The 14,674-nt window shown below is 70.0% G+C and carries 12 protein-coding genes and 1 pseudogene; 7 read left to right on the top strand and 6 right to left on the bottom strand.

Annotation, left to right across the window (positions count from 1 at the left end; translation table 11 throughout):
- The first annotated feature begins 195 nt into the window (after positions 1-195).
- A complete protein-coding gene (locus ACH4E7_RS43860) occupies positions 196-726 on the top strand; it encodes a hypothetical protein (protein ID WP_396254818.1) in 531 nt (176 codons plus the stop codon).
- A gap of 444 nt (positions 727-1,170) precedes the next feature.
- Here the strand turns inward: ACH4E7_RS43860 and ACH4E7_RS43855 are convergent, their stop codons facing one another.
- Positions 1,171-1,758 (bottom strand): DUF6939 family protein, encoded by a 588-nt coding sequence (locus ACH4E7_RS43855; RefSeq protein WP_396254817.1) that lies wholly within the window; start codon positions 1,756-1,758, stop codon positions 1,171-1,173.
- 305 nt (positions 1,759-2,063) lie between these two features.
- Between ACH4E7_RS43855 and ACH4E7_RS43850 the strand changes: the two genes are divergently transcribed.
- From ACH4E7_RS43850 to ACH4E7_RS43840, 3 genes and pseudogenes are all read left to right on the top strand, one after another.
- Positions 2,064-2,405: a hypothetical protein gene (locus ACH4E7_RS43850; RefSeq protein ID WP_396254816.1), complete on the top strand. Its 342-nt coding sequence runs from the start codon at positions 2,064-2,066 to the stop codon at positions 2,403-2,405.
- A 1,652-nt stretch (positions 2,406-4,057) separates the two neighbouring features.
- A pseudogene (locus ACH4E7_RS43845) lies at positions 4,058-4,605 on the top strand (hypothetical protein).
- Positions 4,606-4,700: 95 nt separating this feature from the next.
- Positions 4,701-4,985 (top strand): hypothetical protein, encoded by a 285-nt coding sequence (locus ACH4E7_RS43840; RefSeq protein ID WP_396254815.1) that lies wholly within the window; start codon positions 4,701-4,703, stop codon positions 4,983-4,985.
- A gap of 71 nt (positions 4,986-5,056) precedes the next feature.
- Here ACH4E7_RS43840 and ACH4E7_RS43835 read toward each other — a convergent pair whose 3' ends face one another.
- Entirely contained in the window at positions 5,057-5,419 is a 363-nt protein-coding gene (locus ACH4E7_RS43835; protein ID WP_396254814.1) for a DUF6210 family protein, read from the bottom strand.
- Between the two features lie 325 nt (positions 5,420-5,744).
- On the opposite strand from ACH4E7_RS43835, the gene ACH4E7_RS43830 reads away from it, so the two are divergent.
- Positions 5,745-7,247 carry a hypothetical protein gene (locus tag ACH4E7_RS43830; RefSeq protein WP_396254813.1) on the top strand — a complete coding sequence of 501 codons (1,503 nt, stop codon included), beginning with the start codon at positions 5,745-5,747 and terminating at the stop codon, positions 7,245-7,247.
- Positions 7,248-7,395: 148 nt separating this feature from the next.
- Positions 7,396-7,854, top strand: coding sequence for an Imm7 family immunity protein (locus ACH4E7_RS43825; RefSeq protein WP_396254812.1), 459 nt, complete (start codon positions 7,396-7,398; stop codon positions 7,852-7,854).
- Between the two features lie 331 nt (positions 7,855-8,185).
- Here the strand turns inward: ACH4E7_RS43825 and ACH4E7_RS43820 are convergent, their stop codons facing one another.
- The 4 genes from ACH4E7_RS43820 to ACH4E7_RS43805 all read right to left on the bottom strand — a co-directional run bounded on the left by ACH4E7_RS43820 (position 8,186) and on the right by ACH4E7_RS43805 (position 12,590).
- Positions 8,186-8,926 carry an alpha/beta hydrolase gene (locus tag ACH4E7_RS43820; RefSeq protein WP_396254819.1) on the bottom strand — a complete coding sequence of 247 codons (741 nt, stop codon included), beginning with the start codon at positions 8,924-8,926 and terminating at the stop codon, positions 8,186-8,188.
- Between the two features lie 522 nt (positions 8,927-9,448).
- Complete coding sequence (locus ACH4E7_RS43815) at positions 9,449-9,853, bottom strand: DUF6009 family protein (protein WP_396254811.1); 405 nt, start codon at positions 9,851-9,853, stop codon at positions 9,449-9,451.
- Complete coding sequence (locus ACH4E7_RS43810; protein WP_396254810.1) at positions 9,850-11,487, bottom strand: phage/plasmid primase, P4 family; 1,638 nt, start codon at positions 11,485-11,487, stop codon at positions 9,850-9,852. Before ACH4E7_RS43810 ends, ACH4E7_RS43815 begins: the two co-directional genes overlap by 4 nt.
- Positions 11,484-12,590 (bottom strand): bifunctional DNA primase/polymerase, encoded by a 1,107-nt coding sequence (locus tag ACH4E7_RS43805; protein ID WP_396254809.1) that lies wholly within the window; start codon positions 12,588-12,590, stop codon positions 11,484-11,486. The genes ACH4E7_RS43810 and ACH4E7_RS43805 overlap by 4 nt, the downstream gene beginning before the upstream one ends.
- A 915-nt stretch (positions 12,591-13,505) precedes the next feature.
- On the opposite strand from ACH4E7_RS43805, the gene ACH4E7_RS43800 reads away from it, so the two are divergent.
- Entirely contained in the window at positions 13,506-14,525 is a 1,020-nt protein-coding gene (locus ACH4E7_RS43800) for a hypothetical protein (protein WP_396254808.1), read from the top strand.
- Positions 14,526-14,674 lie beyond the last annotated feature (149 nt).

Here is a 14,674-nt window from a genome sequence, read left to right as displayed (position 1 = left end):
ACCCGCACCCTCTACGACGAGGCCACCGCCTGGTCACACCACGCAACCCTCCCAGCCACAGCTTGACACCGCTACGGCATGGGATGTCTGACAACCGCGCCGACAGGCGCGGAAGGACGAGTTGAGTACGCGTACCCACGTGACGGCCGGACGACTACTCATGCGGCAGCCATCCGGCCCGGGCACGTCAGGGCCATGGAAGACGGTTCTCAGCGCCTCAGTCGCCGCCGCAAGGCGGCCATCCTGCTCACCGGCCTGGTCCTATCGGACACGGTGGTACTCGGCGCGGTGGCGCTCGGCGGGGCCTTCGAGAGGGAGCCGTTCCCGGTGGCCGATCCGGCCGCTGCCGCCGAACACCTCAACGCCCGGGCACTGGCCGCCTACGACGCCCTCAGCCTGCTGGAGGCACCGGTGCTGAACCTGCAGCGCAGCCTCGGAGTCAAGGCCGACGTGTACCGCTGCCACAGGCGCGGGCTCGGAGGCTTCCTCGACAACCTGTCTGACAGCCCTCCGTCCGTGCCCGGAACCGCCGCGATCGGCGCGGGCTTCATGGTCACCGGACTCACACACCCGCAAGCGGTGGAGTCGGCACTGCGAGCGCGCCAGACTTTGACCGGGCAGGGCTGGGAGGTCGTCTCCTATGAGGAGTTCGACGGCCTCCGGCTGAAGCTCAAGCCGCCGAACGTCGGCCCCGGCTCGGTCTCCGGCACCGTCCTCGTCGCATAACACGACGGGAGCGGCTTCCTCGAAGTCAGCGCGTTCTCGGAGTGTGCCCGCTACCTCAGCGACACCCCTGTGGACTTCGAAGGGAAGCCGGAGCACCTGCCCTCCCGCTCCCTACCGGCGCAGGTCCGGCGCCCGTGACCGCGACCTCAAGGCGCCCGGGCAGCGGATCCGGTCCAGGGATCGGAGTCGTCGATTTTCCGCGGAAAATCCGGTTCCGTCGAAGAGCTGCCTTCGAGCACCGGAACCGAGGACAAAGCGATGCCCCGGAGAGCCGGCGCCACAACAACTGCTGGGGCCACAGAATTTTCCGCAGAAAATCGGCGGGTCTCGGCCAGTTCTGACGGGGCACGAAGGCCGACTCTTGAGCGCGTCGCTCGGCCCGCCCTGGCATGGTTGTGGCCGTCCAACGCCATCACACAACCTACGTGCCCGGCGCGGGATCGCTCATGGCATTCGACCTCTGGTGCCGTTGGAAGCCCCACTGTCGCCTTCACCGGGCCAGCGCCCTTCGATGTGCAGCTGGATGAGCGCGGCGTGGGAGAGCGGGCTGGCGGGGTCGGTGACGTCGCCGTTGGTGGTGTAGTCCAGGAGCACGACGTCGTCCTTGTTCCTGAGCTGCTCGACCAGGTCGGCGACTCGGTGCTCGAGCATCCAGCGGTAAGCCGGCAGGTAGATCCGGCGTCGAGCCGTTTCGTAGGGCAGCAGCCGGTCGCCGTCCAGACCGGTTCGGTGGCCTTGGACGGGGCCGTACCGACGGACCGTCCGCTTCAGCCCTTTCATCGTGGTGACCCCGAGCTTCGCGGGGTCGACGTCGGAGTCCTGGAAGACCTTGAGGGCTTGCCAGATCCCTTCCACGGACTGGCTGGTCACTCCGTCGCTGTAGGGGACCGGGATACCGCCGTGCGGGTAGAACGGGCTCAACCGCACCCACGGCTCCGGTGCCTTGGAGGTCACGTCGATGATCTCGGCACCGGGGAACGCGGCGGTCAGTGACGCCATCGTGCGGCGACGGCTGGCGATATGGATCGGCATCTGGAGGCCCCCTGGTTTGAATGACAGCAGCCATAGAGCATCCCCGATGCCACTGACATCCCACCCGCTCGTGGAACCGGACAGCGCTCACGAGCAGCCGGCGTACGCGTTCCTGTGGCCGTCGTCGGCAGAGAGGAAGCAACCGACTCATCGGGGGCCACGGCACCGCCGGGGGAGTGGGTACGGGACCCGGAGTTGAGTACGGGCACTCATGAAGCGGCCGGGCCGCGCCGTCCACGATACGAACCATGGGGAATGGCTTTCGGCGACGTGGTCGGGGACGCAGGGCAGCGCACGCAGTTGCGGTGGCGGGTGCGGTGGTGCTCGGCGGGGTGAAGGTCACCGGAGCCTGGGAAGGGGATCCGTTCCCGGTGGCCGATCCGGCCGCCACCGCCGAGCACCTGAGCGAGCAGACCATGGCCGTCTACGACGCACTCGGCGTGCTGGACGGGCTGGTGCTCGATCTAAGGGACGGCCTCGGGGTCAAGGCCGGCATTTACGACCGACTGCCATGGACGGGGGCTCGCCCACGTCCTCGACAATCTGGAGGAGGCACCGCTCCGTATGAGCCCCGCACGACGGCGATCAGCGCGGGCTTCACTCTCACCGGGCTCACGCACCCCCAGGCCGCAGAGGCGATGGAGTGAGCCCGCCGAGACCTGACCGGGCAGGGATGGGCGGCCAGCTCCCGCGAGCGGCCCGACAGCATCCAGCTGAAGCTGACGCCCCCGAGCACCGGCCCCGGCGGCGTCTCCGGCACCGTCTTCGTTGACTTCTACGACCCGAGCGGCTTCCTCACCATCGAGGCGCACGCGGAGTGCGCCCGTTACCTCGACGACACGTGCGTGGACATCGAAGGGAAGCCGGAGCATCTGGCGTATCTCTCGGTACCGGCCCGGGTTCGCCGGAAGTGATCGCGATCCACTCGGAGGATTTTCCGCAGAAAATTTCGGAGGCCGGAGACGGCCCCTACGGCCGGTGGCTGTCCTGTGGCGTTGTCGGTGGGGGCGAGCGGACAGGGCTCGGGCTATCCGCAGCCTGCCTGCGTCGGGGTGGCAGGTCTATCGCCCCGGCAGGCCTCGGCTTCCCCGGCTTCGATTTTCCGCGGAAAATCCTGACCCGCCGGAAGCAGCCTTCGAAGGCGGGCGTCCGACGGCGAGACGGCACGCTGTGAAGGGCCCGTGGCGCTGAGCCGTCTGCGGATCAGGGAACCACGGAATTTTCTGCGGAAAATCCGGGGCCCGTCGACGGAGCCCGTCGACGGAGTCCAGCGTATGCGGTCTGCCAGGGTCAGCGGTGCAACACGTCCCCTGCCACCAGCCCGCTCCGATGATCCCGAATCAGGACATGCCCCGTCCCCGGAGACACGGAGCAGTCCGGGTCGTGCAGGTTCAGCTCTGCGAGGTCTGTGGGGAAGACGAAGTCGGTCCCGACGTACGCCGGGTCGAGGATGAGGCTCACGCGCAGACCGCTACCGGCGTCCGACGGCCGGAACTCCTCGACGTCGGCAAGTGGTCGAAGTCCTGCCGGGCGCTGCCTGGATCCTTGTCCCCCGCACCACCGCTCGACGGTCACCTCGGCAGACAACGCCGCCGCCGCGCACAGGGACCACCACTCGTGTCCCAGCAAGGCAGTGGCCCATCCCCTGGGCGCGGGCAGACCCGGGGGCTCCCATGCGTGGGGCTGGTTCACGGTGACAGTGGTCCCCCTGTCACCGGTGACCTCCAGTCGGGCCTGCAACGCATGGGCCGGGGCGACGGACGATGGCGGATGGAGCAGATCCTTCCGATGGCGGACAGGATGTGCGCCGCAAGCTCCGGTCCCCCGGGTCGGCCCCGAAGAACATCCTCGGATGTCTCCGGACCGTCGCGCCGAGGTCGGGTCGCTCGATCGTGATGTTCTCGTACGAGTGTTCCGGCATGGCCCCGACGCTATCGGCATGACCGACCGGTCGAACCGGGAACCGTGCGATGGCCCGGACTGCGGGCACCACCCCACGGTCAGGCCCGGGATATACCGGACGCGTTCCCGGCCCTCCGGTTCGACGGCCTGGACACCGTCAATGCCGAGCGTCCGAAGCCGTGGAAATTTTCCGCGGAAAACCGTCCGACCGAATCCTCGCAACAGTCTCGGCAGTCGGCAGGGGAGAGGGCGCTAGGAGGCGCTCCGGGCCGAGTCCGCCGCCGAGCGTGGCACGGGGCACGCCGCTGCCCTGACGGCGAAGGCACCGCAGGGAAACCCACTGGGCCTGTGGCCGACCGACCGGTACCGTACGGGGACGATCTCTGGGGGTGACCTGATGCGGCCGGCGCTACTGGTGGACGTGGACGACCGTTGAATCCATCCACAACGAAGCCGTACCGGCGTCCCGAGGGCTATGAGACGCACCGGCTGATGACACCGCGGTGGGAGGCGGCCGAACGCCGCCGACTCAATGCGTGGGGCCTTCCGCACAAGCCGGCGAAGCCGCTGCGGGTCTGGCTCAACCCGACTCACGGGCCGGCGCTCGCCGCCTTGCCGTCCGACCTGGTGTGGGCGACGACGTGGGAGGAGGAGGCCAACACCTTCCTCGCACCCCTCCTCGGGCTGCCCGCCTTGCCGGTCATCGTTTGGCCCGACCCGCGTCCCCAGCCCGACGACGGCGTGTTCTGGAAGACGTCGGAGATCGTCGCCTGGGCGCGGGGCCGTCCGTTCGCCTGGGTCGACGACCGGATCACCGACGCGGACCGCGCCTGGGTCCAGGCCCACCACCAGGGGCCGGCGCTCCTTCATCGCGTCGATCCGAAGACCGGACTGACGGCGGACGACTTCGCGGTTCTGACGGACTGGGCGAGACGGATGGGCTGACAGGCCACTCCCGCCCGCAGAACAGCCGGATGTCTTCCGGCACCGGCGACCTTCTTGCGACGGGTCGCACGGCGACGGTCTCGAAAGGTGGTCCGATGGGTTTCCCGGAGTGGCTCGACATCTACCAGGAGGCGTGGATCGACGGCTCCACGCTGGCGGGCCGGGTCTGCCCGGAGTGCGGCCGGGCTGACCTCCACCTGGACTTCACCCGGCCGAGGTCGTCCTCCGTGAACGTCATGGCCGCGCTCCGGTGCGGTGCGTGCCTGCGTGGGATCCATCTCGGGAACTGTCCCCGGCCCGAGACCAGGAAGATCTGGACCTGGGACGACGCGCAGCGCGAGAGGCCGGTGCCCAACTACACACTGATCCCGCCCGAGTAGCCCCCGCCGCCGGCTTCCGCACACAACCCCGCCTCGCCCCACCGGGGCGCCCGACCACGGCCAGACCGGCTCTAGTCGGAGTTCTCCCAGACCAGTACGCCGGGGCCGTCGGGGGTGACGACCGGGATCCAGGCCTCGGCCGCCTCCGAGAGCCGGGACTCATCGAGGATCAGGGACGTCGGGTAGAGGTCGTCGTGGCGACCGGAGCGGTACATACCCAAGGAGTCGACGGCTGCCCGCAGCCGGTCGAGCACCCCGGCCGGCCATTCCCGGCCCCGGTAGCCGTGCCCCTTCAGCTCACCGACAAAGATCGCCTTCATGTCCTCGTCCAGGTCCGTTCCGTAGAGCGGGACGAGGTAGCCCTCCTGCTCGTACTGCGCGTAGGAGTAGCCGCCGCACTGGCTCTGGTAGACGACCCCTGTGGGCGCTGCCACGATGACGAACATCCAGCCTCCGCCGCACCCGTCCGGGTCGAGGTAGACATGCCGCTTTGTCGTCGTCGCGTCATGAGGCTGGTCCGTCATCAGGGTCGGTCTCCGGCGTGAGTCGGGGTGGTCGGTGGTCTGAAGGAGCTCGCGTGACTGCCGTCCTTGTCGGCAGGGACATCGAACCTCGGCCGAGTCCGCGGGACCACTGGATTTTGGCGGGCGCCCGGCATGCCGAATCCGGCTGCCGGTGGGCTCCGGAATTTTCCGCGGAAAATCCGGGGGACCATGACCCCGGCCGACGCCGCGTCTCGATCACTGCGACGATGTTCCGATGTCGTCCTCGTCCCTCCCCGAGCTGTGGTTGCGCGGCGTCGCCGCCAACCCGGCCGCTCCGTCCGAGGTCCTGCTGCGTCTTCTGGCCCCGCAGGCGCGCGCCGCCTGGACGGTTCTCTGTGGGGAGAGGGCGCTTCCCCCAGAGGTCGTCGAGGCGGTGCTCGCCCACCCGGAGCGGCCGGTTCGCCGTGCCTTCGCCCGCAACCGGCACGCCGCACCCGCTCAGCGCGGACGGTTGGCCGACGACCCGGATTCGCTCGTCCGCGCGGACCTGGCCGCGGGACCGCGCCCGCGCCTGGGGGTGGCCGAGCCCCTCCCCGACGACGTCCTGGAAGCGCTGCTGACCGCGCGGGACGACGACTGGCCGGAACAGCGGCTCACCGCCGACGAGATCAAGCAGGAGCTGGCGTCTTCCGGGCAGATCCCGCAGTCGTTCCGCCGCGCGATGGTCCAGCACCCGAATCCGGAGCTGCGGGCCCAGGCCACCAGTCTTTGGCTATGGCTCACCCCCGCGCAGCACGAGACACTCCTGGCCGACCCGGCTCCCGCGGTGTCGGAGGCGGCCCGTAAGAGCAGCCGGAACCTGGATCCGGCAGCGATGGAAGCGGACCTGCCGGAGCGCGACTGCCACTACCGGGCCCTGCTGCTCGTCAACTACGCCGTCTCCCAGGCGGTGGCCGAGCGGTGCCTCGCTCAGGGGCGCGGCCTGTGGGCGCTCGCCGCCAACCGCCACACGCCCGGCAACGTCGTCGCCCGGCTGGCGCGCGACCCCGATCCGAAGGTACGCGAGCGGGTGGCCGCCAGGGCCGATCTGGATCCGGCGCTGCTGGCGGTTCTCGCCGAGGACACGGACGAGACCGTACGAACCCGGGCCCGGCTGCAGCCGCTCCCGCGGACCTGGCCGCAGCGCGCCGCCCTCGACCGGGTCGTCGGGCACACGTCCGAATGCGTCGGTCCGGTCGGCGAGATGTTCCTGGAGCCGGAGACGAGCTGGTACGAGGCGTGCGCGGTATCCGAAGAGCCCCTGTTGCGCCGGGTCGCCGCGACGTGCGCGTGGCTATCGGGGGAGTTGGTGCGGGGCTTGGCGTCCGACCTCGATCCGCAGGTACGGCACCTGCTGGCTCTCAACCATCCGTTGGCGCCGTCGGCGATCGTCCTCGACGCCTTCGTCTCCGTGCCGCGCCATCGTCCGTACCTGCTGACGCTGACCCGGCTTCCGCGCACCGGGCTGGGGCACCTCCTCGACCACGCCGACGCGGATGTCCGCGCCCTGGCCGCCGCCGACAGCAGCCTCGCCGAGCCGCCCGTCCGACTGCTGGCCGACCCCGAGCCCGGTGTCCGCCGGGCCGCGGCCGCCAATCCGCTGCTCCCCCTTGCGCTGGTCTCGTCCCTTTTGGAGGACCCGGAGCTGGCCGAGGCTGCTGCGGCCAATCCGTCGCTGCCCGTCGCACGGCTCCACGAGTTGCTCGACCGCGGCGGGCTGCCGGCCACTGCTCCGTAGCGTGCGTGGAAACCGGCGGCGGACCGACCGGGTCCCGCACGAGGCTGCCACCCCATGTTCGAGTACCACGGGTGGTTGACTTCCTCCCCGTGCTAAGGCACGGGGATTCCGGCCGCGCTGCTGCCGCGCGGGGGGGTCGCCCAAGTGCATGTTCGCTTGTCTCCTCGATCTGCGCTGGAGGAACGGCGCGCCGTTCCTCCACTTCAGGGGCTGGCGGAATCACCGCGATGCGGAGGTCCTCGACTTCTTCCGCGAGGTCGGCCGCCGGGCGCCGGGTTCGTACGGCCTGCTGCATGTGCGCGATGACGAGGACCTCGCCCACGAGAACGGAGTCCGCGTCCTCCGGATGGCCCGGGACGAGGTCAGTGAGCACCAGGAGCCGTTGCTGTCCCCCTGCATCCCGGTCCTCGAGGATCCCTTGCATGACGCCAGCCCCGGTGCATGGGCCGGATTGGAAGCCGAGGTCGGCATCGAATTCCCTGAGGGCTGCAAGGCAGTCGTCGACACCTACACCCCGATGCAGATCAACGGACACCTGTGTCTCCGACATCCGGCCACCGAGCGCTGGAACCTCGGGAAGAACATCCGCGAGACCTCCCAGGCCTAAATCCGACCAGTTCGGTGTGTTGTCCGCTCCCCAGTTGGTTGAGGTGTCGCTGAAGTATCGCCGTGGCGATGGTGGTCGAGTCGGTCGCCTGCCCGGCGATCCGCAAGGTCCGGGCCGAGTGCCTCACAGCGAGAGCCCAGCTGAAGGAGGCGTTGATGGCCGGGCGCCGGCCCTACCGGCCGGTACCCCCGATGGCCGGACCGCCGCGATCGGGGCGGTTGTGCAGCTGCCGGCCACCGCCATCGAGGAGGGCCGGGGCATGTCCTCGATGGCGGCGTGCTGGCCGGCACCGCCTACCGTCTACTGGCCTGGCGGCGGGGCCGACCCGCGGCTAGCGCAAATGCCGCGCGAAGAACCCGGCCGCGTCCTCCCCTGCGAACTGCGGGACGCCGGTGTGCCCGCCCATATTGGCGTGCAGCGTCTTCTCCTTCGTGCCGAAGGCATCGAACAGGTCCAGGGCCGCCTGCCGGTCGTTCCCTTCGTCGTCCCACTGCAGCAGGACGTGCAGCGGAATGGTGATCCGGCGGGCCTCCTCGACCATGGCGCGAGGCACGAGACTCCCGGCGAAGAAGCCGGCGGCCACGATGCGCGGCTCGACCACCGCCAACCGGATGCCGATGGAGATCACTCCCCCCGAGTACCCGACCGGGCCGCCGATCTCGGGCAACAACAGGAGGGCGTTCAAGGCCGCCTGCCATTCCGGGACCGACTTTTCGACGAGCGGGAGGATGAGGGCGTCGATGATCTCATCGCCGACCGGCTTGCCGGCCTCCATGGCCCGGCGCAGGTCGGCGCGGGCCTGCTCGGCGGCGGCCCAACGGGGCCGGTCACCGCTCCCGGGGAGCTCGATGGTGGCCGCGGCGAGGCCATCCGCCGCAGCCCGCCGGGCCCGCCCCGCCAGCCGGGGGTACATCTTGCGCAGTCCGAGCGGTGGGTGGCCGAGCAGGATCAGCGGCACCGGTGCGGCCGCGGATGCGGATTCAGGCGTCCACAGGATGCCGGGGATCTCGCCAAGAGTGAATTCGCGCTCGAGAACACCGCCGTCGAGACGCTGTTCAGAAGTGAATCGCATGGTCGTGCCTTTCGGGAGTGCACAGAACGGCGCTCCCGGACGACCTATCGTCCGACCGTGACCCCGGAGGGGAGCACCCATGTCGATACTGCGTTCACGGGTACCACCTCCTCGTTCTCTCGCACGGCCTCCGGGAATGTAGCAGTGGTCGCCGTGGTCCGCCAACGGGTTTTGCGGAGGCTCCGTGGCCGGATGCCACGGAGTCGGAACACTACGCAGAGCTACTTGGGGTCTCATTGCAGCTTCCCGAGTTGAGTGCCTGGAGAGCCAGGCGGCCGCTGGGGAACCAAAACCAGCAGGTCCGTCCCCCCACTCAGCGCGGGGTGGGGAAATATCCGCGCATCCTCATCACGACCTGCGGGCGGGTCTCCGGAAGTAGCCGCGCCGGTGGCAACCCGGCAGGAACGCGGTGGTGGGGGGGGGGGGGGGGGGGGGGGGGGGGCCCCCCCCGCCGCGGGGGGGGGGGGGGGGGGCCCCCCCCCGGGGCCCCCCCCCCCCACCACCGTTTTCGTCCTGGAGCCGTCAGGCCTTCGGCAGCGTTATCCCCAGCTCGAGCATCGCCGGCGAGGCCGGGCCGCCCTCGGAGCGCTCGGTCTTGTAGCCCTTGACGCCCGGGGCGACGGTGCGCGGGTCCACGGCCTCGGAGGGGGCTCCGGTGGTGTAGAGGCCTTCCGGGTCCTGGTCGCGGTCGTGGGGGAGGAGCCAGAAGACGCGGCGGCGGAAGGTGCCGGAGGCTCGGGAGGACTTGGCGTCGGGGCCGAGGATCGCGTAGCCGACCATGCGTCCGTCGCGGTGGTAGGCCGGGCGGCCGCGCCGAGTGGTGAGGCGGTCCAGCGACTGGCGGACGTAGTCGAGCTCGGTGGTGTCCTCAAGCCAGACGAGGTCGGTTTCGTGGGCGAGCTCGGCCGGGTCGATCAGCGCGCTCACGCGTTCTGCTCCTCTGTGTCGTCGGTGATCAGGCCGATGCCCGGGTAGTACTTGCGGCTGTTGGACAGGACCATCTCCTTGGGAGAGGTCATACCCAGTGTCTCGCGAACTCGTGCAGCGAACGCGCGGCCGGATACGGGATTGGCTCCTTCGAAGCCGCACCAACGGGTGTAGGCGCCGAAGAGCTGGGACTGCTCGGCGCGCATGCCCTCGCCGGTGATGCAGGCCTCCTTGAGGAAGCGGCCGACGTGGTCCTCCGTCTCGGCGTACGCGGTGGTGGCGGTCTGGACGGCCTGGGGGCCGGCCAGATCCTTCTCACCGGCGAAGTAACGACGGGCACCGTCGATGAGCCAGGCGAGGATACCCGGGCCCTCCTCGGCGACGAGGACGTGGGCCAGGTTGTCGATCTTGCGTTCCTCGGGGACGACCCGTTCGAACGGGATCAGGCGCATGCGCCGCCAGAAGGCGAAGCCGCCGGTGCCGACCTCGGGGCGGTGGTTGCCGAGCAGCCAGAGCTTGTGGGTGGGCTCGAAGGAGAAGAAGTCCTGGCGCATCCGACGGGCCTTGATCTTGTCGCCGCCGGTGAGCAGCTTGACCCGGGCCTCGTCGAAGCGGTCGCCGGGCTTGAGCTCGGAGCAGACGATGATGCGGCGCCCGTGGAGTTCGGCGAGGTCGGTGGGGTGGCCGTCGAAGGTCTTGGCCATCAGGAAGCCGGGCGGGGCCGCGTCGGCGTAGTCGCCGAGCAGCTGGATCATGACGTCCAGCAGGACGGACTTACCGTTCTTGCCCTGTCCGTAGAGGAAGGGCATGACCTGGGCGCCGACGTCGCCGCTGATCGAGTAGCCGAGCAGCAGGTGGAGGAAGTCGCGGGTCTGGCGGCCTTCCCGGTCGTCGCCGAAGGTGTCGGTGAGGAAGCGGTCCCAGCGCGGTGTGGGCATCCGGGCGGGAGCCAGGGTGGTGGAGCGGGAGTGGTGGTGGACCTTGGGGTCCGGCGGGACGATGGCGCCGGTGCGCAGGTCGACGACGCCGCCGGGGGTGCACAGGGCGTAGGCGTCGGCGTCCAGGAGGGCGGCGTTGAGGACCATGCCGGGGGCGGACTTGGCCTGGGCGAGCATGGCGTTCATGCCCGAGGTTGACAGGGCACGGCGGCGGTGCCGGCGCAGGTCGGTGTTGGTGTAGAGGCCGCGGGGGTCGTGGATGGCGATGCTCTCGGCCATCTCGCCGGCGGCCCACAGGACGGTGTCGTCCTCGTCGAGCTGCCAGCGGTGGGTGGCCCAGCGGTACCAGCCGATGCCGGGGACGTGGCGGTAGTCGCGTCCGTACAGGTGGACGAAGAGCTTGGCGTTGCCGCGGTCCGACAGGGAATCGGGCAGCAGGCCGTCGGGGCTCGCCTGCGGGCCCGCCTGGGCCTGGGCGGGCTGGGCCTGGGCGGGCTGGGGGACCTGGGCCATCGGGAGGGCCTGGAGGGGGGCCTGCGGGGCCGCGACGGGGGCGGGGGTATCGAGGAGGCTCTCCTGGACGGCGGTGCCGTGCCAGGGGGCCTGTGAGGGTCCGGGGACCGGCGGGTACTCCAGGATCTGCTGGGCGGCGGCCACGGGGTCGAAGACCGTCCTCTTGCGGGGGCTGTCGCTCATCCGCGGGCCTTCCCGATGTGCAGGGGCTGCCGGGCGCCGGCGGTGAGACCGGAGCGGATGACGGCGGAGTTGTGCCGGTCCTGGGAGGGACGGGCCGTGCGGGCGGCGTCGGTGAGCATTTGCTCGGCGGCGGCGTGCGTGAGGTGTCCGGCGGAGACGAGGCCCCCGACGGTGTAGGCGGCACGGTTGAGCTTGCCCGTGAAGCCTGCGCCCTCAGGGGTGGTGGCACAGTCGGTGACGTCCTGCAGGACCGTGTCGAGGACCCGTTCGGCGCCCCGCTTTCCTCCGCCCGCCGCAACGACGGCCTGGCGGGCGCGGTCGGGGACGGCCGGCTGGAGGGTGCTGGGCTGCTGGCCGGGGCGGTCCTTGAGGTGCCCGGTGCGGATGAGTTCCCCGGCGAGCCACTGGGGGAGCGGGGCGGGGATCGTGGCGCCGGGCAGGGGCGTGTAGGTGCCGTTGGCGGTAGTGGTGCCTGGGACGACGATGTAGCCGCCGTGGGCCCGGATGTCGACCTGCCAGGCGAGGGCCCGTCCGGTGGAGGAGCCGGCGGAACAGGTGAACCGGTGGTGGGCGTGGTCGCGGTACCAGATGTGCAGGCCCCCGGACGGGGTCCTCACCCGCAGGGTGCCGGTGTCCTCGGCCGGGTCGGGGGCCTTGCGCAGGGCCGCGAGCAGGGCGAGGGTGTGGTAGCCGTTCTCCAGGCCTTCGAGGTTGACGTGCTCGTGGATCGGAATGCCGGGCAGGATCCGGTCCCGGGAGGGGACGGCGCTCGGGTGGCTGTCGACGTCGATGACGACCAGGCCTGCGGGGCCGCAGGCGACGCCTGCGCCGAAGCCGGGGTTGACGTGCCACCAGGCCGACAGGACGTCCTGGTCGACGGTGGCGGCGTGGAAGCCGTGGCACCAGCGACCGACGCGGGGACAGGTGCACTCGGCGGGGGAGTGCGGTGAGTCCTGGCAGGCCTGGCAGTTCGCGGGCGGGGTCTTGCGCCCGGGGGCCAGCGGATGGACGGGCCAGCCCTGGGCCGCACACCAGCGCGCGACGGTCAGCGCGTCCGGCTGACGCTCCGCTCGGTCGCTCCCCACGGCCTTCGGCGCCGTCACGCTGGTCCCTTCCCCTTGGTTCGGTAGCTGCTTCAGCTTCTTCAGTCGCTCGGTAGCTGCCCGATGTTGAGTCGCTCGTTCAGTCGCTGAGGGCAAAAAGCCAGGTCAGAGCACTGGCGAGCGCCGAAGCAGCGACTGAAGCGACCGAAGTCCAGAAGATAGCTCACACAGACTAGCCGAGCGAGGACATACGGTCCTGAACTGGCCGGGTTTGCGGGCAATCTCAGCGACCGAGCCCTGCGGCAGCGACCGAGTCGCTTCGGTCGCTGTCTTCGGTCCAACGGCGTCTTTGCAGGTCAGAGCCAAAAAACCCAGCAAACAGCGACTGAAGCGACTGAAGCCCGGGTCTATAACGCGCACACGCACACGGGAATGTCTTCATATACCCAACCTTGAGTCGCTTGAGTCGCTGATGGGATGAGTGTAGGGCCACTGACCTGCGGTTTTAGCCAGCGACTGAAGCTCAGCGACTGAAAGCGACTGAGTCTCTCGGGCACTGGACCTCGGCGTGTCGCGCGTGTCGGGTCTGCCGGCAAGTCCTGGTCTCGGTCGCTTGGGTCGCTTGGGTCGCTTCAGTAGCTCCGGGGCGGACTGGAGGAGTGGCGGCGCCACCACCGAAGACGGTGGCCTGTCGGCATACCTAGTGAGAGGAGTTCCCGCAGTGGGTCGCTTCGGTCGCTTGGATCGCTCAGCGACCGAAGCGACTCTGGTACGGACATGTCCCGCATCAGTCGCCGCAGCGGCTGGCTGGCCGGCCGGGACGCCGAACACCAGGTTTTCGAACGGAATCTGCTGCCGAGCTGGCCCGGCATCTGGTAGACCAGACCACGGTGGCGCCATCTCCCGCTCGGCGGGACCCGCGTCGCCGTCCAACCGAACCACCGAACTCACCGCCGCCCGGCGGAGAGTCGAGCCGTGGAGGATCACGACGTGTCCGTCGTCGCCGTGTACGTTCCCGCGCCATTGAAGCGGAACCTCGACATCGGCCTGCACCGTTCGGTGTGGGGCTGGAAGCCCGACACCGCGAGAAAAGCCGACACGCCCCAAGTACTGGCGGCACTGAAGCCCGGCGACTACATCCTCCTCGGCCACCGTGGGCCGAACGCCCGTGTCGGGGTTGGTGGCTGGTCGGACGCGGTGTTGCGCCAGGTGGCGATCGCCCGGGTGACAGGCCCCGTCGAACTGGACGCGACGAGTGAGGTCTGGCCCGACGACGTCTACCCGGTACGCGTCCCGCTGGAGATCCTGGGCGTCATCGAGCACGTCGCGGGCGAACAGCTCGGGTCCAGGGTGATGGAGGCCCTGCGGCTGTCAGCCAACAAGCAGGGCGCACCGGTGCCGGTGCCGGCCCCAGGGGCCACCGTCATGGACTGGTTCCTCGACCACGTCGGAAGCCCCTCGAAGCCGGAGGAAGCCCTGGAGGAGGCCGCATCCGGCGGCCTGGACCCGGCGGACCCCGCCGAGCGCTCGCTCGGTCTGGGTCCCCACCTGGACCGTCCCACGCTGACCTTCGCCCGCCACGAGCGGGCTAATCTCCGGCACATGCTGTTCCCGGCGCACACCGCGAGCTGCGACCTGTGCGGACGGACCCTGCCCACCAGGTTCCTGCGGGCCCAGCACATCCGGAAGCGTGCGCAATCCAACCTGACCCAGCGCCGCGACCGCGCCAACGTGCTGGCCGCGTGTGTGCTCGGTTGCGACGCGCTGTTCGAGGATGGCCTGATCCTTGTGACACCCGAAGGCCGGGTGGAAATCTCGCCGAAGGCGAAGACGACCCACGACCTCCTCGCCGCCGCGCAGGCCCTCGAGGGCAGGCTTTGCACCGCCCACAACGCCGAGAGCGAGGAGTACTTCGCCTGGCACCGGCACAATGTCGTCGCACCCCCTCCCCGGGCCGGAAATCCGGCCGCAGGGGAGGAGGTGCCGTCCGTATGAGCACCACCGGGCAGACCAAGTCCAGGACCAATGCGCGGACTCGTCGTGAACCCCCTTAGGGCGTCCGCCAGTAGGTGCCGAGCTAATTGGTAGTAGCAGGGCAGGCACGGTTCGCCCGATCATGGAGTTCTCTACGCTTCATGATCACC

Source organism: Kitasatospora sp. NPDC018058, from assembly GCF_044327205.1.
Lineage (GTDB): Bacteria > Actinomycetota > Actinomycetes > Streptomycetales > Streptomycetaceae > Kitasatospora.
This window is presented reverse-complemented; position numbering and strand designations above follow the sequence as displayed.